Below are 22,972 nucleotides of genomic sequence, written 5' to 3'. Positions count from 1 at the left end.
ACCGAACGTCAACGGGTTCGAGGACTAATCGACGTTGAGTGACAGTCAGGACAAGGCGTCGCTCACCGAAGAGCCGACCGAAAAGAAGCTTCGCGACACGATCGAGAAGGGCAACCTCCCGGTCTCGCGCGAAGCGCCGATCCTGGCTTCGCTCCTGGCGACGATGGCATTCATTGCCTTCCACGCCAGGGACGCGGCCCAACGCCTCCTTCTGACCCTGGAGACGACGTTCGAAAATCCGCTGCAGTGGGAACTGGAAACCGGTGTCGATGCCCTACACGTCCTGCAGATGGTTGGCATCGAAAGCGGCCGGTTCATCCTGCCCGCGGCGATCTTCTTCGTCATTGGCGGCGTCGCCTCGTCGCTCCTGCAGAACCCGCCACAGATCAATATCGAGCGGATCCGTCCGAAAACCTCCCATATCTCGCTCTCCGCCGGCTTCAGCCGGATCTTCGGCTTGCGCGGGCTGACGGAGTTCGCCAAGGCCATGTTCAAGTTCATCACCATCGGCATCGTCGTCGGCATGCTGCTCGTCTCGGGTTTTCCGACGATGATGCGCACGATGTATTCCGACCCGGTCCTGATGCCGGAACTGATCCTCGAATTGACCATGAAGCTGCTCTCGGGCGTCTCGATCGCCACGATCGTGCTCGTTGCGGCGGATCTGGCGATGAGCCGCATCCACTGGCGCCGCGACCTGCGCATGTCGAAGCAGGACATCAAGGACGAGAACAAGCAGGCGGAAGGCGACCCGATGGTCAAGGCGCGCCAGCGCCAGGTGGCGCGGGACCGGGTGAAGAAGCGGATGATGGCGGCGGTGCCCCAGGCGACGCTGATCATCGCCAATCCCACCCACTACGCGATCGCGCTGCGCTACGTCCGGGAAGAGGGCGGCGCGCCCATCGTCGTGGCCAAGGGCGTCGACCTGATCGCCCTGAAGATCCGCGAGATCGGCGAAGCGAACGACGTGCCGATCATCGAAGACAAGCTCTTGGCAAGGTCGATGTACGACAGTGTCGAGATTGACCAGATGATTCCGCCGGATTTCTTCAAGGCCGTCGCCGAGCTCATCTACTATCTCCACTCCCGTACGGGCTCCAAGATGGGAGTTGCGACAGCCTGATCATGCTGGATATCAAGAAACGCAAGACGATGGTCCGCGAGCGCGCGCTCGCCGAAGGCCTCAGGGAGTTCGTCGCCGAGCTTCGCCTTGTCGAGGTCGTCGATTACATCGCCTTCCTGCGACTCGAACGGTACGGCAATTTGGACGACATCGTCGCCTCCTCGGCCGAGCCGTATTTCAAGCCAGGCGTCCTGCGTTTCGCCAATTCCGGCGATGTCTTGATGGGCTGGGGCGAAGTGCCCGTCATCTGCCTGGCGCTGGAGTTCCGCTTCGAGGATGTCACGGCGCATTTCCGGCTGGAACTCGGCGCCTCGACGGCTGCCGTGGACATCACCTACATCGCCTTCGACGGTCCCGAGCGGGACGCCGACTGTCAGACCGAACGCCTGTTGAAGGCGATCGGTGACGCGCGCCTGACGCGATAGTTTATTCCCTCACGGGACCATCTGCATCTTCCGACAGCCATCTCCTTGATCCCGTTCGGTGCGACTGCATCCCATGGATGCGCGTCCGCCGGCGAAGCCAGTAACCCTGGTTGCAGTGCCGAAGAAGCAGGCCGATCGGTCAAGCTTCGGACAAGCGCCCGACCCTAGACATTCACCGACGCAAGCAACACGCGCGGTACGCATGGACCAGGTCTATCTTTTCGGCATCGCTTCCCAGCGCAGTTCCTGGCTTGCGAACCGCCAGACCGTGGTTGCCGAGAACATCGCCAATGCCAGCACGCCCGGCTACACGAGCAAGGACATATCGTCTTTTTCGGAAGTGCTCGACACGACCGGATTGCAGCTCTCGCAGTCGAGCGACATGCATCTTGCTTCGCTCGGCCGGCAGCGCGGCGCGGATACAACGGTTTCCGAAAACAGCTGGGACGTCCGGCATTCCGGCAACTCGGTGATGCTCGAGCAGGAAATGCTGAAAGCTGGCGAGATCTCGCGCAGCTACGCGCTCAACACGTCCGTGATGAAGGCTTTCCAGCGGCTCCTCATCATGTCGGTCAAGGGTTAGTTTCGATGTCCGATCCGCTTCTTTCCTCCCTCCGGATCGCCGCCAGCGGGTTGCAGGCGCAGTCCACCCGCATGCGCATCGTCTCTGAGAACATCGCCAACACCCAGACCACCGGCAAGACGCCGGGCAGCGACCCCTACCAGCGCAAGACGGTCAGCTTCGCCAGCGAACTCGACCGCCTGACCGGCGCCGAGATGGTCAGCGTCCGCAATGTCGGGCGCGACGAGGCGCCCTTCGTCGTCGAGCACGACCCCGGCAATCCCGCCGCCGACGAGAACGGCTACGTGAAGATGCCGAACGTGCGGATGCTGGTGGAAATGGCCGACATGCGCGACGCGAACCGCGCCTACGAGGCGAACGTGCAGGTCGTCAAGCAGGCCCGCGAAATCATCAACATGACCATCGATCTCCTGAGGAACTGACCATGATCTCGGCAATCGGCTCGGCCTTTCCCCGCATCCAGACCAGCCCGCTGCAGGGGGCGTCCACCGCCGGCGTCGGCGCCGCGACCACGGTCGCGGGCGCCGATTTCGGCACCGTGCTGTCGCAGGTCGCCACCAACGCCATGGACGCCGTGAAGTCGGCCGAGGCGACGTCCATCCAGGGCATCCGCGGCGACGCGTCGACACAGGCCGTGGTCGAGTCGGTGATGGCCGCCGAGCGCACGCTGCAGACCGCCGTCGCGCTGCGCGACAAGGCCGTCAGCGCCTATCTCGAACTGTCGCGCATGTCGATCTGAGCCTGCCTGCCTGACGCCCTGACCGAGCCTGCCCGCATGGGCAAACCGCCACCCACCGAAGGAGACGACCCGTGCGAGCCCTGGCCATTGCCGCGACCGGCATGAATGCGCAACAGACCAATGTCGAGGTCATTGCCAACAACATCGCGAACATCAACACCACCGGCTACAAACGGGCCCGGGCGGAGTTCACCGACCTGCTCTACCAGATCGAGCGGGCCCAGGGCGTGCCGGCGAGAGGCGGCGAGGGCGTGGTGCCGGAAGGCGCGCAGCTCGGCCTCGGCACGCGGCTGTCGGCGATCCGCAATATTCATCTGCAGGGCACGCTGAACCAGACCGGCAACCGGCTCGATCTCGCGCTCAACGGCCAGGGCTGGTTCCAGGTGCAGGGGCCGAATGCCGAGGTGATGTACACCCGCGACGGCGCCTTCAACACCAATGGCGAGGGCCAGCTGGTGACGCTCGACGGCTTCGAGGTCGAGCCGGCGATCAACGTGCCGCAGAACACCACCGAGGTGATCATCAACGAGAGCGGTCAGGTCTTTGCCCGGGTCGACGGCGCGGCGGATCTGGAGGAAATCGGCCAGCTGACGCTCGCCAGTTTCGCCAACGATGCGGGCCTCGCCGCGCAGGGCGGCAACCTCTTCAAGGAGACGGTCGCCTCCGGTGCCCCCATCGTCGGGGTTCCGGGCGACCCCGGCTATGGCGTCGTGCAGCAGGGCTACCTGGAAGACTCCAACGTCGACCCGGTGAAGGAAATTTCCGAGCTGATCTCGGCGCAGCGGGCCTACGAAATGAACTCCAAGGTCATTTCCGCGGCCGACGAGATGGCGAGCATCGTGTCGAAGGGCCTGCGCTGAGCCATGGACAACACCCGCGGTCCCGCCCCGATCCTCGTCGTCCTCTATGCCTGCGTCGTCGCGCTCGCCGCGGTCTTCCTGCTGTCGGTGCCCGTGCGGGCGTTCTCGGCGGAGCTCGACATGCCGGTGCCGACGGCGGTGGTCTATCCGGGCCAGAACGTCTTCGAGCGCGGCCTCGACCGCAAGGCCTACATCGTCAAGGACGAGAAGCTCGCGCTCTACGTCGCCGACGAGGCGATGCTCGAGGGGCGGGTCGCGCGGCGGACCCTTCTGCCGGGCCGGCCGATCCTCCTGTCGGACCTGAAGCTTGCCGACCTGGTCAGTGCCGGCGCGGCTGTCACGCTGGTCTACGAAGCCGACGGGCTGGTGATCACCGGCCTCGGCACCGCCCTGCAGTCGGCGCCGGTCGGCCAGGTCGTTCGCGCCCGCAATGCCGATAGCGGCGTCATCGTCTCCGGCGTCGTCGCGCCCGACGGCAGCATCAGGATTCGCGGATGATCCGGTCCCTCCTGGCGCTCGCGATGCTGATGGCGACCGCGGTCGCCGCCGTTCCGGCCGACTACACCGGCTACGGCACGCCGGTGCGCGAGCACGTCGCACCGGTGCGGGGCGACCCCGGCGGCGCGGCGGGGTCGGTGCGCATCAAGGACATCGTCACGATCCGCGGCGTGCGCGCCAACCAGCTCGTCGGCTACGGCCTCGTGGTCGGCCTGCAGGGGACGGGTGATTCCATGCGCAATTCCCCCTTCACCGAACAGTCGATGCAGTCGATGCTCGACCGGATGGGGGTCAACATCCGGTCGCAGTCGGCCCGCAACAAGAACATCGCCGCCGTCACCGTCACCGCCGAACTGCCGGCCTTCATCGGCACCGGCTCGCGCATCGACGTCACCGTCTCCTCGCTCGGCGATGCCAGCTCGCTGCTCGGCGGCACGCTGGTGATGACGCCGCTCTATGGCGCCGACGGGGAGATCTACGCGGTAGGCCAGGGGCCGCTCGCCGTCAGCGGCTTTTCCTCCGAAGGCGACAGCGAACGGCTGACCCAGGGCGTGCCGACCACCGGGCGGGTGCCGAACGGGGCGCTGATCGAGCGCGAGGTGCCCGGCCACTTCAACGATGACGGCAAGCTGGCGATCGAACTCGTCAACCCGGATTTCAAGACCTCGATCCGCGTCGTCGACATCGTCAACGACTATGCCCGCAAGCGCTGGGGCCGACCGGTGGCGCAGGAGGAGGACTTCCGCACCATCCATCTCAAGCGTCCGACCGACGTGTCGAGCACGCGCTTCATGGCCGAGATCGGCGATCTGCGGATCGCGCCGGATCAGGTGGCGCGGGTGGTGATCGACGAGAGCACCGGCACGGTGGTGATCGGGCAGGACGTGCAGATATCCACGGTCGCGCTGACGCACGGCAATCTGACGGTCCGGATCAGCGAACTTCCCTCGGTGTCGCAGCCCGCCCCCTTCAGCGATGGCCAGACCGTCGTGACGTCCGAAACCATCGTCGACGCGTCCCAGGACGGCGGCAATTTCGCCTATGTCGGCGGCGCCGATCTCGAAACCGTGGTGCGCGGCCTGAACCGCATCGGGCTCAAGCCGACGGGGATCATCGCGATCCTCCAGGCAATCAAGACGGCTGGTGCGCTCCAGGCCGAACTCGTGGTGCAGTGATGACCAAGAACGCCCTGAAAACCACCGCGGGGTTCGGCTGGTGTGCCCTGGCCCTGGCGCTGGCATGGCCCGCAGCCGCACAGGATGCCGACGCAGTCGCGGCTTCGCCCGCACTGCCGCCGCAGCAGATCAGGATCATCGACCCGGCCGGCGATCTCGTCCCGCCGGCGCCGGCCACCGAGGTGGAGCAGTACTGCCTCAACATCGCCGACAAGGCCCAGGACGCGCGCTACTCCCTGCAGGAGAGCCGGATGAAGGACCTGGAGGTCGCGATCAGCCAGCAGATCGATGAACTCGAGGTCAAGCGCGCCGACTACGAGACCTGGCTGGCGGAGCGCCAGCGCTTCCTCGACAGCGCCTCGCAGATCGTCGTCGACATCTACAGCCAGATGAAGCCGGACGCGGCAGCGCCGCAGCTCGCCAATCTCGATCGCGATTCCGCCGCCTCGGTGCTGGTCCGCCTGAAGTCGCGGCAGGCCAGCGACATACTCAGCGAGATGTCGCCGACCGTCGCGGCGGAAATCGCCAAGCGCATCGTCGACAAGACGTCGGCCGGCACCGCCGCGGACATCGAGCAGGTGGCGGAGAGCCGGTCATGAGAATTCTCGCCCTCATCGCGCTCGCAGCGCTCGCCGGCTGCTCCACCAGCCGGGAGGACTTCCTGCGCGAGCCGGCCATGTCCCCAGTCGGGACCGGCCTTTACGAATATCCCGCGCTCGCCGGCGCTCCGACGGCGTTTCCGGCTTCCGGACCGCAGACGCCGCACTCCCTCTGGAGCGACAAGCAGGCGCAGTTCTACCAGGATCCGCGGGCGCTCGACGTCGGCGACATCGTCACGGTGAAGATCCGCATTCGCGACCAGGCCTCGCTCGACAATAATTCCGAGCGCTCCCGCCGCTCGGGCATCGGCAGCGGGCTCGATCTCGCCGGCCAGCTCGGCGACTACACGCTGCCGACCGTCGGCGTCGATCTCGACGCGGACGGCAGCTCGAACATGGCCGGCAAGGGCAAGATCAAGCGCTCGGAGGACATCGATCTCTCGGTCGCTGCCGTCGTCACCCAGAAACTGCCGAACGGCAATCTCGTCGTCAGCGGCCAGCAGGAAGTGCGGGTGAATTTCGAGGTGAGGGTGCTGGCGATGGCCGGCATCATCCGGCCCCGGGACATTCTCCAGAACAACACGATCGACTACGACAAGATCGCCGAGGCCCGCATTTCCTATGGCGGCCGCGGTCGCATGACGGAAGTCCAGCAGCCGGCCTGGGGCCAGCAGGTCTACGACGTCATCGCGCCGTTCTGAACGCCGGAAAGCCCTGTGGCGTATGCTCGTGCGGCAAGTCTCGGGCCAGCCAGAACGGCTATCGCTCAGTGATCGGCAGGATGGTTCCATGAAGGCATCGCCACCGATTTGCCGAGCGAAGAGGGTTCGTCGAAATGGCCGATGCGGGCACATGGGGCGAAGAGGCTGGCGCGAAGAAGCGCTCGATGATCCAGACGGTGATCGCCGTGGCGATCCTGACCCTGGTGGCAGGGGCCGGCGGCACCGCCGTTGGCTGGCTCACCGGCGGCAACGCCGTCCCGGCGCCGTCCGAGCCGGTGGCACCAACACCCGATCCCGCGCTCTCGCCCCGGTCCGATATCGCCGCCGCCGAGGGCAGTGCCCTGCCGCTGCGGCTGATCACCTTGAAGCCCGTCGTCACGAACATCTACGCCCCGGCGAATGCCTGGCTGCGGATCGAGGCCTCGATCGTCGTCGAGGATGACGGCAGCATCGACGCCGAAATCCTCGCCGCCGAGATCGAGGCCGATACGCTGGCCTTCCTGCGCTCGCTGCAGCTGGCGCAGGTGGAAGGCACCCGCGGTCTCCTGCATCTGCGCGACGATCTGCGCGAAAGGGCGAAGCTCCGCTCGCCGGCCGTCGTTGACTATCTCATCCAGGCGATGGTCGCGGAATGAAGCGGCTCTTCGTCTTCCTCTGCGCGCTGCTCGCGTCGTTTCCGGCGGCGGCCCAGCTCGCCGACACGTCAGGTCTCGCCGGCCTCATCCCGGACGGCGGCTCGGCGGCCTCGGGCCGGATCATCCAGCTCTTCGGTCTCGTCACGGTGCTGTCGATCGCGCCCGGCCTCCTGGTCATGGTCACGTCCTTCACCCGCATCGTCATCGCCCTGTCGATCCTGCGCACCGGCCTCGGGCTGCAGACGACGCCGGCCAACCTGATCCTGATCTCGCTGTCGCTGTTCATGACCTTCTTCGTCATGGCGCCGACCTTCGACCGTGCCTGGCAGGACGGCCTGCAGCCGCTGCTGAACGAGGAGATCGACGAAGAGGAGGCGTTCTACCGCATCTCCGACCCGTTCAAGGACTTCATGCTGAGCCAGGTCCGACCGGCCGATCTCGCCCTCTTCGGCGATCTTGCGGCCACCAACAGCCGCGACCGCGTCGAGCCGGAGCCGCAGGGCGCCGAGGATGGCGACGTCGACCTGAGGGTGCTGGTGCCGGCCTTCATGATCTCGGAACTGCGGCGCGGCTTCGAGATCGGCTTCCTGATCGTCCTGCCGTTCCTCGTCATCGACATGATCGTCGCGACGCTGACCATGTCGATGGGCATGATGATGCTGCCACCCACCATCATCTCGCTGCCGTTCAAGATCCTGTTCTTCGTGCTGATCGACGGCTGGAACCTGCTTGTCGGCTCGTTGGTGCGGTCGTTCTTCTGACGCTGCTTTCGCGACTTCGGCGCAGCAGGTTTTACCTTCGGTTAACCTTAAGATTTTAGGTTAATGGAAACGCAGAGGGCATGAAGCATCGATGCGGGAAATCCGGCACGGCCCATGATGGGCGACGCTCGCCAGCAAGGGTAGGACTATGACGAGTATCAATACCAACGTCGCTGCGATGACCGCGCTGCAGACGCTGCAGTCGACCAACCAGATGATGGACGAGACGCAAAACCGCATCTCGACCGGCTTCCGCGTCTCCGAGGCGAAGGACAACGCTGCCTACTGGTCGATCGCCACCGGCATGCGCTCGGACAACAAGGCGATGTCGGCCGTGTCCGATTCGCTCGGCATCGGCGCGGCGACGGTGGATGCAGCCTATACCGGCATCAACTCCGCCAAGGACGTGCTCGACGAGATCAAGGCCAAGCTGACGACGGCGACCGGCGAAGGCGTCGACCGGAGCAAGGTCCAGGACGAGATCTCGCAGCTTCAGGAACAGCTCCGCACGATCGCCGCATCCTCGTCCTTCTCCGGCCAGAACTGGCTGAGCAACACGGAGGCAGGGACGGAAAAGTCCATCGTCTCGTCGCTGTCGCGGGATGCCGAGGGCAAGATCAGCATCGGTACGATCAAGGTCGACATCGAAAGCATTCGCCTGATTTCCGGGGGTGCCGGTATTCTCGACAAGTCGATCGACATCGACCAGTACGCGGCGGCGACGGGCACCTCGACCGTCGACACGGGCGGCGCCATCGACATCGGCACCGACACGGTCTCGTTCAGCATCTCGCAGAACGGCGCCGCGGCCCGCACGGTCGAGATCACTGCCCAGACCCTCATCGACGCCGGACTGACGACGACCGAGATCAAGTCGGATTCGGACCTGAAGGCGGTCTACCGCCAGGCCTTGAGCGACGCGGGTATCGACGGTATCGACGTCTCGATTGCAACGACGGCTGTCGCAGGCCCGCCGGCGGTCGCTGTCGGTGACGTGTCGTTCACGTCGCTCGAAGCCTTCACCGTCGGACCGGCAACGTCTACGGCCGCTGGCGGCGGCGCTGGCACCGTCGGTGTTGCCGGTCTCGGCCTCGGCGTCAGCGGCACCAACCTTCCGGTGGATGCCATTGCCTCGGGAGCCTTCTCTACCACCATCCTCGATATCGACATCTCGGCCACCGGGCTCACGTCGGAGGAGGTCCAGGCCTACATCAAGGTCGTCGACGAGGCGCTGTCGCAGGTCACCACGGCAGGTTCGAATCTCGGCGCCGCCCAGAACCGCATCGACATGCAGACCCAGTTCGTCTCCAAGCTCATGGATACGATCGACAAGGGCGTCGGCACGCTGGTCGATGCCGACATGACCGAGGAGTCGACCCGCCTCAAGGCACTGCAGACGCAGCAGCAGCTGGGCGTCCAGGCGCTCTCGATCGCCAACACGTCCAGCCAGGCGATCCTGCAGCTCTTCCAGAACTAAAACCGGCAGGCAGATCCAGCACAACCCGAGAAGCCGCTCCCCCGGGGGCGGCTTCTTCGCGTCGCGCCAGTCGCAGCACTTCCGGCATCAACCATCGATTAACCATGGCCGCTAGGGCCGCATTTACCACGATGATCGGAACAGCCGGCGCGGGGGCACCCGGCCGCCGATCTTAAGGAACTGGAAGGGGAGCCCCACGCAAGGTCCGGCCATAGCGAAGTGGCCGGCAGGAACTGCGGTCACAGGCATGACGCCGACTCGTTATCCCGGTCGATCCGGACTGTCCCAATTGTACTTGCGTCACGGGACTCAACTAATGACCTCCATCAACACCAATACCTCGGCGATGACGGCTCTCCAGAGCCTCCAGTCGATCAACTCCTCGCTCGACCAGACCCAGGCCCGCATCTCGACCGGCTACCGCGTCTCCGATGCGAAGGACAACGCCGCTTACTGGTCGATCGCGACCACGATGCGTTCGGACAACAACGCCATGTCGGCGGTGTCGGACTCTCTCGGCATCGGCGCGGCGACAGTCGACGCGGCCTATACCGGCATCAACGCCGCCAAGGACGTCCTCAACGAGATCAAGGCAAAGCTGACGACGGCGACCGGCGAAGGCGTCGACCGCAGCAAGGTCCAGTCGGAAATCACCGCCCTCCAGGACCAGCTGAAGACGATTGCCGAGTCGTCGTCCTTCTCTGGCCAGAATTGGCTCAGCAACACCGAGGGCACGACGGAGAAGTCCATCGTCTCGTCGCTGTCGCGTGACGCCGACGGCAAGATCGGCATCGGCACGATCAAGGTCGATATCGAAAGCCTCCGCCTGATTTCTGGCGACACCGGCATCCTCGACAAGGCGATCGACATCGACCAGTTCGCTGCGGCGACCGGCACGTCGACCGTCGAAGCGGGCGCCATCGATATCGCTGGCGAGACGATCTCGTTCAGCATCTCGCAGAACGGCGCCGCCGCTCGCACCGTCGAGATCAACGAGCAGACGCTGACCGATGCCGGCCTGACCGGCACCGAGATCAAGTCGGACGCCGACCTGAAGGCGGTCTATCGCCAGGCGCTTAACGACGCCGGTATCGCTGGCGTCGATGTGCAGATCGACGGCGCTGGCGCCGTCTCGTTCACGTCCCTCGAAGCTTTCACCGTCGGACCCGCAGCCACGACGGTTGATGCCGACGGCAGCGCCGGCGCGATCGACGTGACGTCGCTCGGTCTCGGCGCGAGCGGTGCCGACCAGCCGGTCGTGGCAGGCGCCGGCACCTTCTCGACCTCCGTCCTGGATATCGACATCTCGGCCGGAACCGTGACCTCCGACGAGGTCCAGGCCTACATCAAGGTCGTCGACGAGGCGCTCTCTCAGGTCACCACGGCCGGCTCCGATCTCGGTGCGGTGCAGACCCGTATCGAGATGCAGACCAACTTCGTCTCCAAGCTCATGGACACGATCGACAAGGGCGTCGGCACGCTCGTCGATGCCGACATGACCGAGGAGTCGACCCGCCTCAAGGCGCTGCAGACCCAGCAGCAGCTGGGTGTCCAGGCGCTGTCGATCGCGAACACGTCCAGCCAGTCGCTGCTGTCGCTCTTCCGCTAAGCGACCCGGCAACCAGCATGAGATCGGGCCCGGCCATCATGGCCGGGCTCGATTGCGTTTCGGGTAAGGGTCGAATGACCACGCTGTCGCGCAAGTATGTTTGCGACGTATCGGCCGTCGCTGAAGCATCGCCCGTCCCCGATGCTCGCTTTTACCGTTAACCCTTTGTTAACCGGGGCTTCGCGCAAGCTTCGGACGGCATGTTCCCGGCGAGATGTTGCGTTGCATCGGAACGGGTAGGGGACGAACATGGCGCTTGCCATCGGTGGACAGAGCCAGCAGCTGCTGGCCAATCTCGGCGCGCTAGGCCCGAAGAAACTCGGCGCCCTCGGACTGATCGGCGTGCTCGTGGTCGCGCTGGTCGGGCTTGGCAGCTATTTTCTCTCGCGCCCCGACATGGAGACGCTCTATTCGGGTCTCGACCGGACCGACGTCACGCGCATCGGTGCGGCGCTGACGGAAGCGGCGATCCCCTTCGACGTCAACATGACCGGCGATGCCATCCTGACGCCGTTCTCGCAGACGGCGCCGGCCCGCATGCTGCTGGCCGAGAAGGGGCTGCCGCGCTCCGAGAACGCCGGCTACGAGCTCTTCGACAATCTCGGCTCGATCGGCCTCACCTCGTTCATGCAGGAGATCACCCGCGTCCGGGCGCTGGAAGGCGAGATCGCCCGCACCATTCAGACGCTGAAGAACGTCCGCGCCGCGCGCGTCCACATCGTGCTGCCGGACGAGGGCTCGTTCCGCCGCGAACAGCGCAAGCCGTCGGCTAGTGTTGTGATCCGCACCGAGAGCCCGGAGGACTTCGGCTCGGCGCAGGCGGTGCGCTCGCTCGTCGCCTCGGCGATCCCGGGCATGAACCCGAACGAGGTCACGGTCCTCAATTCCGACGGCACCCTGCTGGCGACCGCCGATGATTCGGTCTCCGCGGCGCCGACCAAATTGTTCGGCATCGAGAAGATCGTCTCCAATAGCGTCGAGGAATCCATTCGCCGCACGCTCGCGCCCTATCTCGGCATCGGCAATTTCCAGACCAGCGTCATCACGCGGCTGAACACCGACCGGCGGCAGGTCAGCGAACGGCTGTTCGACCCGGACGTGCGCGTCGAGCGCTCGACCCGCACCGTGCGCGAAAGCGGCTCCAGCCAGAATACCCAGGGCGAGACGCCCGTCGGGATCGAGCAGGATATCCGCGCCGTGGACGAGGCGCCGGCCGGTGGCGGGGGCGGCGAGACCTCGCGCGACGAGAACGAGCGGCGCGAGGAACTGACCAATTACGAGATCAACGAGAAGACCATCTCGACCACTAGCGATGGCTATGCGGTCGAGCGCCTGTCGATCGCCGTAGTCGTCAACCGCCAGCGGCTGAAGGACGCGATCGGCGCGGATGCCACCGATGCGCAGGTGGACGAGCGCATCACCGAGATCCAGGCCCTCGTCGCCTCCGCGTCGGGTTTTTCCGAAGCGCGCGGCGACCAGATCAAGGTCACCGCTGTCGACTTCATGGCCGATGGCAGCGAGCTGGAGCCCTTGCCAGGGCCGGGGCTCGGCGAGATGTTCGTGCGTCAGTCTGGCACGCTGATCAACGCGCTCACCATCCTCGTGGTCGCCGTCCTGGTGATCTGGTTCGGCCTGCGGCCCGCCGTCCGCGCCATCGCGGGGACAGGGACCCAGCTGGTGGAAGCCGATCCGTCGGATCTCGACCTCCCTCTGCCGGGCTTCGATGGCCGTGACGTCGATCTCGGCACCGGCGCCGCGCCAGCTTCCGGGGGTAACGGTCGGGTTGCCGGGTTGGACCCGGCCTATCTCGAGGATCTGTCGAACAGCCAGGCGCGCTCGCCGCAGGCGCGGCTCGCCCGGCTGATCGAATTCGACGAAGCGCAGGCGGCGGCGATCCTCAAGCAGTGGATCCATGAGAAGGAAGCGGCTTAAGTCATGATCCCTCTCGCACAATATCTCACCGAATTCGACGAGCAGGACGGCACGCCCTTCGCCGGCCGCAAGAGCCCGGCACCGCACCCCCGACGCCCGCGTCAGCCGGAATTCGAGCATCTGATGCTGGTGGCGAGCCGCGCCTTCGATCCCGATCCCTCGGCCGACATCGTGCCGTTTCCGCTGATTGCGCTGCCCGAAATGGCACTGCCCGAGGACGCAGCGACGACGGCGCGGAAAGCGGTGCCCGCGCCAGCGCGCGCGGAACCTGCCGATGCCGATGCGGGCCAGGATGAAGGGCCAGACGAAGCGGCCGCCGTCGTTGCCGGGCCGAGCCAGGAAGAGCTTCTGGAGGCGGCGCGCGAGGAGGCACGCGCCGAAGCCCGCGCGGCGGCCGAAGCCGAGCATCAGGCGGCGCTGGCCGAAGCCCTGCGCGCCGAACGCGAAAAGGCCGCGGCCGAGCAGGCTGCCGCGCTCGAGGCCGCGCGGGCGGAATGGGCGAAGTCGGAGGGCGAGCGCCTGGCCGGGCTCTTCGACGAGCGGCTCGACCGCATCGAAACCGTCGTGCATTCGTCGCTGGCGAGCGTGCTGCGTCCGATCGCGCTCGACGCGCGCCGCCGGCAGACGGTGATGGAACTTGCCGGCGCGGTGCGCACCCTGACGCTCGACGGCGCTCCCCTGAAGGTGCGCGCAAGCGGGCCTGCCGATCTTCTCGATGCCCTGGCGGCACAACTCGGCAGCGGCAGCGCGATGGTGGCGTTCACGCCGGACAAGGACGGTGTCGATGTGCGCATCGAATGCGACCAGACGGTCATCGAGACTCGCCTCGCCGGATGGCGTACGGCGCTGGAAGAGGCACTGGCGTGAGCGAACAGGCGGGCGCCGGACATCTGGAGCGCCAGGAGATCATCATCGTTCGCCGGCGCGCGCCGGTGGACGAGGGCCATCATGGCGGCGTCTGGAAGATCGCCTTCGCCGACTTCATGACGGCGATGATGGCGTTCTTCCTGGTGATGTGGCTGACCAACACCTCGGACATGGCGACGCGCAAGCAGGTCGCGCAGTATTTCAATCCGATCAAGCTGACCGACACCGCCCCCGCCTCGCGCGGCGTCGAGACCAAGGACGACGGCGCATCGCGTGACGACAACGAGCGCGGCGTCAGCCGGGTCGACACCAATGGCGACACGCATGGCAAGCCGCTGGCCGGGGAGCAGCAGGGCGGCGACGAGCAGGCGATGTTCCGCGACCCCTATGCCGTGCTGGCCGAGATCGCGTCCGAGAGCAGCGCGACCAGCAACACCTATGACAACGGCGTGCCCGACGGATCGGGCCTGCCCGGCATGAACGGCGGCGACGCCTATCGGGACCCGTTCGATCCCGCCTCCTGGCAGATCGCCCGGAACACGGTGGACAATGGCGGCATGCTGGAAGAGGTGCCGCCGGCGGAATTCCGGACCGCGGTGATCCCCGTCGATCCGGCTATCGAGGCCGGCGAGGAGGCCATGCCCGTTCCCGATGACAAGGCTGCGACGGGCGAGGAAAAGACCGGCGAGGAAAAAGCCGGCGAGGGTGGGCCCGGCGACGTCGCCGACGCGGTCAAGGCCGACCTCGAGATCGAACTCGCGAAAGCGGGGCAGTCCTTGCCGGCGAATCTCGAGATCAGCGAGGGCGAGGGCGGCGTGACGATCTCGCTCGTCGACGATGCGGTGAGCGGCATGTTCGCCATCGGCTCCGCCCGCCCGACCCCGGAGGCAGTGGCGATGATGGAGAAGATCGCCGCGGCGCTGGCCAAGCGCGAGGGCGAGGTGGTCATCCGCGGCCACACCGATGCGCGCCCCTTCGCCAGTGGCGAATACGACAACTGGCGGCTTTCGACGGCGCGGGCCCACATGGCCTACTACATGTTGGCGCGCGGCGGCCTCGACGAGAGCCGCGTCCGCGCGATCGAGGGCTTCGCCGACCGTGAGCCGCGCGACCCGGCCAACCCCGAGGCGGCGATCAATCGTCGCATTGAGATCCTGCTGACGGTTCCCTCTGCATGAGCGGCGGCCGCCTATCACGATTCGCTGCTGTCGCGGTGCTGATGATGCTCGCGCCCTGTCCGCTTGCGTTTGCCCAGGAGAGCAGGCCGGCGATGGCTTCAGAGGAACCTGGCGCTACCGCGGCGCGGGTCCGTCAGGCGGGCGAAACGGCCCGGCAGGCCGCAACCACCGACGAGGCCTTGCCGGATCTGGCGGGTGAGGCCGGCGCGACGATGGAGCAGGGCCCGATGCCCTACGAGATCGTCCGCTCGCTGCAGTTCCTTCAGGATCAGGTGGCGCGCGGCAACGGCGCCGCCATCCGGGTTCAGTCGCGCCTGCTGCGGCGCTACGGACCGACCTTCGCCGAGTTGGCGCCGGAGGTCTGGCAGGACCCACGCAATCGCCGGGCGGCGGCATTGTTCGTGCTGAGTGGCGGCCCGCCGCCGGTGCTGCGCAAGGTCATCGAACGCACGTCACCGGAGGGCGAGGACCGACTGCTCCTCGAAGGCGCGCTCGCCTATGTCGAGAACCGCTCCGCCGAAGCGATCGAGAAGCTCGGCGCCATCAACCTCGCGACGGGAGAAACCGGCCTCGTGGCGCAGGTGGAACTCGCGCTGGCGCAGTTGCAGCAGGAATCCGATCCCGACGTGGCGCTGGCCCGGCTGAAGCGGGTGATGCTGGCGGCCCCGGGCACGTTGCTCGAAGAGGCGGCGCTGCGCATGGGGGTGATGCTGGCCGAGGGGACGGGTGAGCCGGAGGCGGCAAACCGCTTTGCCCGGCAGTATTTCGAGCGGTTCGCGAAATCGGCCTATGCCGGGAATTTTCGTGCTCGTTTCGCTTCGGTCTATGCGGATCGGCCGGCGGGGACGGAGGAGGCGACAGTCGCCGCCATCGTCGATGCCACGTTCACGATCCCGTCCGAGCAGCAGCTGTCGATCTTCCTCGCCGTCGGGCGCCGGGCACTGGTGACCGGCAATCTCCGGCTTGCGGCGATGGCCGCATCGCGGGCCCTGGCCTTTCCCGCGATGACGCGCGAAGACCGGGTGCGCGCCACGCTCTACGAAATCGCGGCGACCTTGACGGAGCGCGATTTCGTCGAGGTCCGCACGACGCTCGAGGCGATCGATCCGGCGCTGCTCCACCCGGCCGACCAGAAGCTGCGCACCGCCGCCGTGAGACTGCTCGAGCAGATGCGCCAGCCCCTGCTCGCCGGCGCCACGTCGGTTCCGAACGACGATGACGAAGATGCGGTGCCGTTGCCCGCGGCCGACATGCTGGCCCGGGGCGAAGCGCTCCTGGAGGCGATGCGCGGCGACCAGAAGAGACGTGCTCCATGACCGCTGTGCCGAAGCAAATCGACGTTGTTTCGCAGCCTGCCGCGCGCCGCGCGGCGGCCCGTGACGAGCGCAGCGGCGGCGGTGAAGGGTTCGCCGTCGCGCTCGGCGCCCGCGAGGACAGGCAGCCTGCCACCACGGTTGGCGACGCTGCCGCCGACGCGGCGTCAACGGGCCGCGGACCGGCGGACGGTGACAGCAATGCCGCCCTCGCCAGCATATCGCCGTCCGAGATGACGCCGCCCCTGGAAGGCCGTGACGGGGCGCCTGCCGATCCCCGGCCCGAGGGCCTCGCCGCCATCCTCGCGGCCTTCGAGGCCGGTCCCCGGCATTCTGCTGCAGCCGCAGGGCCGACCGGCGAGAAGGCCATGGCGACACCGGCGGGCAGCATCCCCGATACCATCAATCCCACTGCGCGCCCCGTCGCTGACCTCGCCGACGGGCCGCGAGAGATCAGCGCCCCGAGAGATCCGTTTGCGGGACTGCCGGACAGCATGCCTGACGACGCGCGGACGGACCTGTTCCGGCGCCTCGATGCGACGGCGGCCGCGGTGTTCGATGGCGACGCCGCGCCGCTGCGCTTCGCCGCCCGGGGTCACGGAGCGCCCGGCAACCAGGTCCGGGCCGACTTCGTGTCGATGCGAACCGACTTCGCGCCAGCCGGACGGGGTGACGACAGGGGCGCCGTGGCGGCCACGTTCGCGGCACGAAACGGCGCGCTTGGCCGGCTCGTCGCGGACGATGCCGCGCAGCCGAGCGCTGCTTCCATCGATGCAGCGGACGACGCTGTAGCAGGCGTTCGCGCAGGTGCCACGCAGGACGGTTCGCGAAAGGTCGCCAATGCCGGCGCCACCGCAACGGTAGACGCGCTTTCGCCTGGCGTCAGGCCCGGCTCTGTCCGCGACGAAGCCAAGGGTGGCGACGCCGCCACCGAGAGACATCCCGCGACGAAGACGGAAAGTTCGACCGTATTCCCGGAGCCCGCCGCCTCTGCCGGCCCTTCCGCTCCAGGCACGATAGCCACGGTACCGCCGATGCGTCAGGTCGCCTCGGCCCTGGGCAGTGCGTTCGGTGAGTTCCGCGCTGCTCCGGACAGCGCCGAGACCACCGGCAATCTGCGGCTGCGCGCCGGCGGTGCGGCGCTGAAGACGGTGCAGATCCAGTTGCAGCCGGCGCATTTCGGCAAGGTCGACGTGACCCTGAAGCTGATCGACGGGCAGCTCGCCATCCAGCTCATGGCCAGCGAGCCGGAAACGGTCATGCGCCTCAAGGACGACACCGAAGGGCTGAAATCGCTGCTGAGCCAGTCCGGCTTCGCCGTCGACGACGCGGCGATCAGCATCGGCCTGCGTGATCCAGGCCAGGCCCGTGCCACGTCGCCCGGCTTTGCTGACGGCACGCCGCATGGCGCTTCGGCCGATGGGGGGGCGCCGAACGGCGACGCGTCGCAAAACCCGTCAGGGGGGCAGCGTGGCGCGGCCGGGCAGGGCGGTGCGAGTGGCGATGGCCAGGGCACGCGCATCACGGCGGATGCCCAGACAGCCCGCAGCGATCTCGATCGTTCGGTCTATCTCTGAACTAGGATCTTCGTTCGCCCGGCCATAGACCGCCCGCCGCCCTACGGTACGCGGCTGGCCCGGACCTGTCCCATTAAGGAATTGGTAACGAAAAAAATTCGCGAATCGGATTCGATACTTAGCCGCTATCCGCCGATTATGGTTAACGGATCACTAAATTTCAGGATAGGCGCAAGACTCAGGTCAGGTTACCTCTTTTCGCAGAGCAAAACGGCGGGGCCGGAGGGGTTGAGATGATCGTTGTAGTGGACAATCGTGAGCTTGTGACGAGCGGCTATCAGTCCCTTTTCGGCCGTGAAGGCGTCTCCGCTGCCGGGTTCCAGGCAGACGATTTTCGCGAGTGGGTCGAGACCGCGCCGGACGCCGATATTTCGGCGGTCGAAGCCTTCCTGCTGGGCGATTTCGACGATCGCGCCATCTGCCCCCGCTTCATCCGCTCCCGCTCCAAGGCACCGCTGATCGCGCTCTCCGACAGCCGCAACCTCGACGGTACGCTCGATCTCTTCGCCGCCGGAGTCGACGACGTCGTCGCCAAGCCGGTCCACGTCAAGGAAATCCTCGCCCGGGTCGGCGCCATCCGTCGCCGCGAGGCGATCGAGCAGGCCCGCACGATCGTCGGCGAAATCTCGGTCTACCAGGACGGTCGCGACGCCGAAGTCGCGGGCAAGCCGATGGCACTGCCCCGCCGCGAGCGCCGCATCCTGGAATATCTGGTCGCCAATCGCGGTCGCCGGGTTTCCAAGCAGCAGCTGTTCAGCGCCATCTACGGCATCTTCGACGAGAACGTCGAGGAGAACGTCATCGAGAGCCATATCTCCAAGCTGCGCAAGAAGCTGAAGATGCGCCTCGGCTACGATCCGGTGTCGTCGAAGCGCTATCTCGGTTATGGCATCGGTGTAGAATAAAAAGCGATCGTTACTAAAGTATTAAAAGTTCAAGCCGCGTCGGATTATCCGATGCGGCTTTTTTCTTTATAAAATCTACTTCGCAATGCGGGAGAGCCAACAGCCAGAGGCAAGCTTCGCTTTCTAATCATGGCGCGGAACAACGCGGCACGGAGCAGCAGATCATGAGCATCAACGGCGTCTTCAGAACCAGTGTCTCCGGAATGAACGCTCAGGCAAACCGCCTCTCGGTCGTTTCCGACAACATCGCCAATTCTGGTACGACTGGCTACAAGCGGAACTCGGCCGAGTTCTCTTCGCTGGTGATCGCGCAGGGCGGTGGCGAGTACAATTCCGGCTCGGTGACCACCCAGGTTCGCCAGTCGGTCAGCCAGCAGGGCAACATCGCCGCCAGCTCGTCCGGTTCGGACCTTGCCATCCAGGGCGATGGCTTCTTCGTCGTCCAGGATGCTGCCGGTCGCGAATTCTATACTCGCGCCGGCTCCTTCGTGCAGCGCACCGAGAACAACGTCACCTATCTGGTCAATTCCGCTGGATACCGGCTCAAGGATACGACCGCGCTCGACGGCAGCGCCGGGCCGATCACGCTGCCGGTCGGCGAGATCGTCGCGCCGCAGCGCACGACCCAGGCGAACTTCGCCTTGCAGTTCCCGGAATCGGCGGCCGTGAACGATACCAAGAAGTCGTCGATGGTCATTTACGACGACGTCGGCAGGGAGATCGTTGTCGACGTCAACATGACGAAGACGGCGGCCAATCAGTGGACGATCACCTATGACGACAGCCTGGGGCCGCAGACCAGCGTCATCGACTTCAACGCGGTGACCGGTCTCGGCACGGCCACGCCCGCGGCAATGGCCTACACCTTGCCGGGCGGGGAGGCGATCCCGATCGGCCTCGGGCCGTTGACCGAATACGCCACCGACTTTTCCGCGCGCCTCGTCGGCAACGGCAACCCGGCCGGCACCTTCAGCGAATTCGCCTTCGGCGAGGACGGCACGCTCAACGGCATCATGGATTCCGGCGCCATCATCGAACTCTACCAGTTAAAATTCGCCCGCTTCCCGAGCCCCGATCAGCTCACGGCAGCCGCCGGCAACGTCTACAGCGCCAGCAACGCTTCGGGCGTCGTCGAGGTCGGCGACCCCGGCATGAACGGTTTCGGCAGCCTCGTCCCGAGCGGCCTCGAGCAGTCGAACGTCGATCTCGCTTCCGAGCTGACCAGCATGATCGAGTCGCAGCGCAGCTACAGCGCCAACTCGAAGGTGTTCCAGACCGGGTCCGAGATCCTCGACGTCCTGGTCAACCTGAAACGCTAGGGCCGCCCACCGACTAGCCCCGCATCGGACCCGCCAGCGCCATGTCACTTCTGTCCGCCTTCTCCAATGCCCGCGCGTCGCTTTCGACCGTGTCGAGCCAGACCGCGATCGTCTCGCGGAACATCGCCAACGCCGACAACCCCTACGCCTCGCGCAAATATGCCAACCTGTCGACAGGGCAGCTGGGCGGCGTCAGGATCGTCTCGATCGCCCAGTCCGGCGACGCGGCGCTGTTCCGCTCGCTGCTCGTGTCGACCTCGGCGCTTGGGGCAGCCGATGCGAAAGCCTCCGGGCTGGATCGCATCCGCGACGTGATCGGCGACGTCGATGCGCCGACGTCGCCCGCTGCAAGGCTCGCGCAACTCAAGGCGGCGTTGTCGCAATATGCCGTCTCGCCGGAGAGCGGGCAGACCGCCGAGGCGGCCGTGGCCGCGGCGCGGGACATGGCCAACGGGCTGAACGAGGCGAGTGCCGCGGTCCAGGCAACCCGCAAGGATGCCGACGACAAGCTTGACCAGGCGGCGAAGTCGATGAACGCGCTGCTGGCCGAGTTCGAGACCGTCAATGGCCGGATCATGTCCGGCACGTCGACCGGCGCGGACGTCACCGATTTCCTCGACCGGCGCGACCAGATCATCCGCGAGCTGTCGCAATATGTCGGGGTCAATGTCCAGACGCGCAACGGCAACGAACTCGCCCTCTACACCGATTCCGGGATCACGCTGTTCGACAAGGCCGCCCGCGCCGTCGAGTTTACCCCGCAGGCGGCCTACGATCCGAACGTGGTCGGCGGCGCCTTCAAGATCGACGGCGTGGTCATTTCCGGCGCCGCTTCGCCGATGCCGGTCAAGAGTGGCAGCCTGGCGGGGCTGCTGACCCTTCGCGACGAAACCGCCGTGAGCTTCCAGGGCCAGCTCGACGGGATCGCCTATGCGTTGATCGACGGTTTCGCCGAGACCAATCAGGCCGACCCGGCCGATACCGGGCGATACGCCGGCCTGTTCACGTCGAACGGCATGACCACCGTGCCGGCTACGGTCGCCGGCGCCAGGGGCCTGGCCGGGACGATCCAGATCGCCGCGAGCGTCGACTCGACGAAGCCCGGCGGCGATCCGATGCTGCTGCGGGACGGCGCCATCTCCCATCCCGGCGATCCGGCCTTCCGCTACAACACCAACGGGTCCAGCGGCTTCACGGAGCGGCTGAACGCCCTCATCGCGCAGTTCTCTCTGCCTCGCGATTTCGACGTGAACGCCGGTGCCGGCGTAAGGGCGACACTGTCGGAATACAGCGCGGCATCGATCGGCTGGCTGGAAGGCCAGCGCGCCACGGCTGTCGACGAGGCGGACTATCGGTCGGTGCTGTTGTCGCGGACGCAGGAAAGCCTCTCGGACAAAAGCGGGGTCAATATCGACGACGAGATGACCCGGATGCTTGATCTCGAGCGATCCTACCAGGCTTCCAGCAAGCTCCTCTCGACGGTCGGAGAGATGATCGACGCCCTTCTGGCCATTCGATAGACGGAGACTTTCGTGAGCAACTTCCTCGTTTCCAGCTACTCGCTCTCCTCGGCGCCGCGATCGGCCGTCTTCCGGATCCAGGACGAATTGCGGACCGCCCAGAAGGAGGTCACCACCGGTCGCCTGGCCGATGTCGGCCTCGGGCTCGGCGTGCGGACCAACCAGACCGTGTCAATCCGCATCGAGCGGGAGAACAACACGCGCCTGCGCGAGTCCAATGCGCTCATCGGCCAGCGCTTCGACACGATGCAGACCGCGCTCGAATCCATGGCCAAGACCGGCGAGGCGCTCCTGGCGTCGCTGATCTCCAACGGCGCCAGCGACCCGGGCATCACCGCCAGCGTGCAGCAGGCGAAAGCAGCCCTGCAGCAGTATACCGGGGCGCTCAACAGCGCCGCCGGATCGCGGTTCCTTTTCTCCGGCGCCAGCAGCGACCAGCCGGCGATTGCCTTCGAGGCGGTGGGCGGCGGTCCGGCCAGCGGCTACGAGCAGAACTCGACGGCCCAGCAGGCCACGGCCGCGGCTTTCCAGGCGGCATTCGGCTTCGCGCAGGACGATCCGGCGGTCGCGAACATCCCAGCGGCAGACCTCGAGGCCTTCATCGACGGCGACATCGACGACCTGTTCGAGCTTCCTCCGGCGGGCAACTGGGACAACTGGTCGAAGGCCGACGGCTCGTCGGTCTACAACCGCATCAGCGAGAGCGAGACGCTCGACGTCTCCTATCCGGCTTCCAACGAGGCCTTCCGCAACATCGCCAAGGCCTATGTCATGATCGCCGATCTGGGGGCGGAAGGCATGAGCAGCGACGTACGTCAGGTTCTCACAAGCCGGGCGATCGAGACTCTCAGCCAGGGCCTCGCCCAGCTCACCGAGATTCGCTCCGAGATCGGCGGCAAGCAGAGCCGGCTCGATGTGACGGAAGCGACGCTGAAGAGCCGCAACAGCGTCCTGACCCTGTCGATCGCCTCGTTCGAGGAGGTCGATCAGTACGAGGCCTCGACCAGGGTGACCACGCTGATGACCCTCCTGGAAACCTCCTATTCGCTGACCGCCCGCATCTCGCGGCTCAGCCTCCTGAACTACCTCTAGGCGTCCTGCGCGCCGAAGACGCAGCACCCGCGAGGACTGATCCGGCCGCCATTTCGGCGAGGC

Annotated in this window: 23 protein-coding genes; all 23 read left to right on the top strand. The window is 66.3% G+C overall.

The features are described 5' to 3' along the window. Window positions 1-34 precede the first annotated feature (34 nt). The 23 genes from GTW51_RS03460 to GTW51_RS03350 all read left to right on the top strand — a co-directional run bounded on the left by GTW51_RS03460 (window position 35) and on the right by GTW51_RS03350 (window position 22,909). Complete coding sequence (locus GTW51_RS03460) at window positions 35-1,123, top strand: EscU/YscU/HrcU family type III secretion system export apparatus switch protein (protein ID WP_163042453.1); 1,089 nt, start codon at window positions 35-37, stop codon at window positions 1,121-1,123. A gap of 2 nt (window positions 1,124-1,125) precedes the next feature. Next, window positions 1,126-1,548, top strand: coding sequence for a hypothetical protein (locus GTW51_RS03455; RefSeq protein ID WP_163042452.1), 423 nt, complete (start codon window positions 1,126-1,128; stop codon window positions 1,546-1,548). A 73-nt stretch (window positions 1,549-1,621) separates the two neighbouring features. Then, window positions 1,622-2,131, top strand: a complete 510-nt coding sequence (gene flgB, locus GTW51_RS03450; protein ID WP_246232530.1) for a flagellar basal body rod protein FlgB — start codon at window positions 1,622-1,624, stop codon at window positions 2,129-2,131. 5 nt (window positions 2,132-2,136) lie between these two features. Beyond that, window positions 2,137-2,553, top strand: coding sequence for a flagellar basal body rod protein FlgC (flgC, locus tag GTW51_RS03445; RefSeq protein WP_163042451.1), 417 nt, complete (start codon window positions 2,137-2,139; stop codon window positions 2,551-2,553). A gap of 2 nt (window positions 2,554-2,555) precedes the next feature. After that, complete coding sequence (gene fliE, locus GTW51_RS03440; protein ID WP_163042450.1) at window positions 2,556-2,870, top strand: flagellar hook-basal body complex protein FliE; 315 nt, start codon at window positions 2,556-2,558, stop codon at window positions 2,868-2,870. Window positions 2,871-2,941: 71 nt separating this feature from the next. Continuing rightward, on the top strand, window positions 2,942-3,730 hold the full coding sequence (gene flgG, locus GTW51_RS03435) for a flagellar basal-body rod protein FlgG (protein WP_163042449.1): 789 nt from the start codon (window positions 2,942-2,944) through the stop codon (window positions 3,728-3,730). A 3-nt stretch (window positions 3,731-3,733) separates the two neighbouring features. Further along, a complete protein-coding gene (gene flgA / locus GTW51_RS03430; protein WP_163042448.1) occupies window positions 3,734-4,228 on the top strand; it encodes a flagellar basal body P-ring formation chaperone FlgA in 495 nt (164 codons plus the stop codon). After that, window positions 4,225-5,403, top strand: coding sequence for a flagellar basal body P-ring protein FlgI (gene flgI / locus GTW51_RS03425; protein ID WP_163042447.1), 1,179 nt, complete (start codon window positions 4,225-4,227; stop codon window positions 5,401-5,403). Before flgA ends, flgI begins: the two co-directional genes overlap by 4 nt. Then, window positions 5,403-6,002, top strand: coding sequence for a MotE family protein (locus GTW51_RS03420; protein ID WP_163042446.1), 600 nt, complete (start codon window positions 5,403-5,405; stop codon window positions 6,000-6,002). The genes flgI and GTW51_RS03420 overlap by 1 nt, the downstream gene beginning before the upstream one ends. Further along, a complete protein-coding gene (flgH, locus tag GTW51_RS03415; protein ID WP_163042445.1) occupies window positions 5,999-6,703 on the top strand; it encodes a flagellar basal body L-ring protein FlgH in 705 nt (234 codons plus the stop codon). The genes GTW51_RS03420 and flgH overlap by 4 nt, the downstream gene beginning before the upstream one ends. A gap of 134 nt (window positions 6,704-6,837) precedes the next feature. Next, window positions 6,838-7,359, top strand: coding sequence for a flagellar basal body-associated FliL family protein (locus GTW51_RS03410; protein ID WP_163042444.1), 522 nt, complete (start codon window positions 6,838-6,840; stop codon window positions 7,357-7,359). Beyond that, the gene (fliP, locus tag GTW51_RS03405) at window positions 7,356-8,120 is read left to right on the top strand and encodes a flagellar type III secretion system pore protein FliP (RefSeq protein ID WP_163042443.1); all 765 of its coding nucleotides are present in this window, start codon (window positions 7,356-7,358) and stop codon (window positions 8,118-8,120) included. The genes GTW51_RS03410 and fliP overlap by 4 nt, the downstream gene beginning before the upstream one ends. A gap of 148 nt (window positions 8,121-8,268) precedes the next feature. After that, entirely contained in the window at window positions 8,269-9,597 is a 1,329-nt protein-coding gene (locus tag GTW51_RS24300) for a flagellin N-terminal helical domain-containing protein (RefSeq protein ID WP_163042442.1), read from the top strand. A 316-nt stretch (window positions 9,598-9,913) separates the two neighbouring features. Further along, complete coding sequence (locus GTW51_RS03395) at window positions 9,914-11,206, top strand: flagellin N-terminal helical domain-containing protein (RefSeq protein ID WP_163042441.1); 1,293 nt, start codon at window positions 9,914-9,916, stop codon at window positions 11,204-11,206. Window positions 11,207-11,455: 249 nt separating this feature from the next. Then, window positions 11,456-13,138: a flagellar basal-body MS-ring/collar protein FliF gene (gene fliF / locus GTW51_RS03390; RefSeq protein ID WP_163042440.1), complete on the top strand. Its 1,683-nt coding sequence runs from the start codon at window positions 11,456-11,458 to the stop codon at window positions 13,136-13,138. A 3-nt stretch (window positions 13,139-13,141) separates the two neighbouring features. Then, window positions 13,142-14,005, top strand: coding sequence for a hypothetical protein (locus tag GTW51_RS03385; protein WP_163042439.1), 864 nt, complete (start codon window positions 13,142-13,144; stop codon window positions 14,003-14,005). Further along, the gene (locus GTW51_RS03380; RefSeq protein WP_343033886.1) at window positions 14,002-15,183 is read left to right on the top strand and encodes a MotB family protein; all 1,182 of its coding nucleotides are present in this window, start codon (window positions 14,002-14,004) and stop codon (window positions 15,181-15,183) included. The genes GTW51_RS03385 and GTW51_RS03380 overlap by 4 nt, the downstream gene beginning before the upstream one ends. A 92-nt stretch (window positions 15,184-15,275) precedes the next feature. After that, window positions 15,276-16,499, top strand: coding sequence for a hypothetical protein (locus tag GTW51_RS03375; protein ID WP_163042437.1), 1,224 nt, complete (start codon window positions 15,276-15,278; stop codon window positions 16,497-16,499). Further along, entirely contained in the window at window positions 16,496-18,073 is a 1,578-nt protein-coding gene (locus GTW51_RS03370) for a flagellar hook-length control protein FliK (protein WP_163042436.1), read from the top strand. The genes GTW51_RS03375 and GTW51_RS03370 overlap by 4 nt, the downstream gene beginning before the upstream one ends. A 233-nt stretch (window positions 18,074-18,306) precedes the next feature. Next, window positions 18,307-18,978: a response regulator transcription factor gene (locus tag GTW51_RS03365; protein ID WP_163042435.1), complete on the top strand. Its 672-nt coding sequence runs from the start codon at window positions 18,307-18,309 to the stop codon at window positions 18,976-18,978. A gap of 164 nt (window positions 18,979-19,142) precedes the next feature. Further along, window positions 19,143-20,297, top strand: a complete 1,155-nt coding sequence (locus GTW51_RS03360) for a flagellar hook protein FlgE (protein ID WP_163042434.1) — start codon at window positions 19,143-19,145, stop codon at window positions 20,295-20,297. Between the two features lie 41 nt (window positions 20,298-20,338). Next, window positions 20,339-21,817, top strand: coding sequence for a flagellar hook-associated protein FlgK (gene flgK, locus GTW51_RS03355; RefSeq protein WP_163042433.1), 1,479 nt, complete (start codon window positions 20,339-20,341; stop codon window positions 21,815-21,817). Between the two features lie 12 nt (window positions 21,818-21,829). After that, window positions 21,830-22,909 carry a flagellar hook-associated family protein gene (locus tag GTW51_RS03350; protein WP_163042432.1) on the top strand — a complete coding sequence of 360 codons (1,080 nt, stop codon included), beginning with the start codon at window positions 21,830-21,832 and terminating at the stop codon, window positions 22,907-22,909. The last annotated feature ends 63 nt before the right edge of the window (window positions 22,910-22,972 follow it).

The organism is Aurantimonas aggregata, assembly GCF_010500835.1.
Taxonomy (GTDB): Bacteria; Pseudomonadota; Alphaproteobacteria; order Rhizobiales; family Rhizobiaceae; genus Aurantimonas; species Aurantimonas aggregata.
This window is presented reverse-complemented; position numbering and strand designations above follow the sequence as displayed.

What these genes read in the sequence shown, in the direction of transcription:
- GTW51_RS03420 (WP_163042446.1), top strand. Translation starts at nt 5,403, where the DNA reads ATGACCAAGAACGCCCTGAAAACCACCGCGGGGTTCGGCTGGTGTGCC.
- GTW51_RS03410 (WP_163042444.1), top strand. Translation starts at nt 6,838, where the DNA reads ATGGCCGATGCGGGCACATGGGGCGAAGAGGCTGGCGCGAAGAAGCGC.
- GTW51_RS24300 (WP_163042442.1), top strand. Translation starts at nt 8,269, where the DNA reads ATGACGAGTATCAATACCAACGTCGCTGCGATGACCGCGCTGCAGACG.
- flgC (WP_163042451.1), top strand. Translation starts at nt 2,137, where the DNA reads ATGTCCGATCCGCTTCTTTCCTCCCTCCGGATCGCCGCCAGCGGGTTG.
- GTW51_RS03360 (WP_163042434.1), top strand. Translation starts at nt 19,143, where the DNA reads ATGAGCATCAACGGCGTCTTCAGAACCAGTGTCTCCGGAATGAACGCT.
- GTW51_RS03375 (WP_163042437.1), top strand. Translation starts at nt 15,276, where the DNA reads ATGGCTTCAGAGGAACCTGGCGCTACCGCGGCGCGGGTCCGTCAGGCG.
- flgK (WP_163042433.1), top strand. Translation starts at nt 20,339, where the DNA reads ATGTCACTTCTGTCCGCCTTCTCCAATGCCCGCGCGTCGCTTTCGACC.
- fliF (WP_163042440.1), top strand. Translation starts at nt 11,456, where the DNA reads ATGGCGCTTGCCATCGGTGGACAGAGCCAGCAGCTGCTGGCCAATCTC.
- GTW51_RS03385 (WP_163042439.1), top strand. Translation starts at nt 13,142, where the DNA reads ATGATCCCTCTCGCACAATATCTCACCGAATTCGACGAGCAGGACGGC.
- fliE (WP_163042450.1), top strand. Translation starts at nt 2,556, where the DNA reads ATGATCTCGGCAATCGGCTCGGCCTTTCCCCGCATCCAGACCAGCCCG.
- flgH (WP_163042445.1), top strand. Translation starts at nt 5,999, where the DNA reads ATGAGAATTCTCGCCCTCATCGCGCTCGCAGCGCTCGCCGGCTGCTCC.
- GTW51_RS03455 (WP_163042452.1), top strand. Translation starts at nt 1,126, where the DNA reads ATGCTGGATATCAAGAAACGCAAGACGATGGTCCGCGAGCGCGCGCTC.
- GTW51_RS03370 (WP_163042436.1), top strand. Translation starts at nt 16,496, where the DNA reads ATGACCGCTGTGCCGAAGCAAATCGACGTTGTTTCGCAGCCTGCCGCG.
- flgI (WP_163042447.1), top strand. Translation starts at nt 4,225, where the DNA reads ATGATCCGGTCCCTCCTGGCGCTCGCGATGCTGATGGCGACCGCGGTC.
- GTW51_RS03395 (WP_163042441.1), top strand. Translation starts at nt 9,914, where the DNA reads ATGACCTCCATCAACACCAATACCTCGGCGATGACGGCTCTCCAGAGC.
- GTW51_RS03365 (WP_163042435.1), top strand. Translation starts at nt 18,307, where the DNA reads ATGATCGTTGTAGTGGACAATCGTGAGCTTGTGACGAGCGGCTATCAG.
- fliP (WP_163042443.1), top strand. Translation starts at nt 7,356, where the DNA reads ATGAAGCGGCTCTTCGTCTTCCTCTGCGCGCTGCTCGCGTCGTTTCCG.
- flgB (WP_246232530.1), top strand. Translation starts at nt 1,622, where the DNA reads ATGGATGCGCGTCCGCCGGCGAAGCCAGTAACCCTGGTTGCAGTGCCG.
- flgA (WP_163042448.1), top strand. Translation starts at nt 3,734, where the DNA reads ATGGACAACACCCGCGGTCCCGCCCCGATCCTCGTCGTCCTCTATGCC.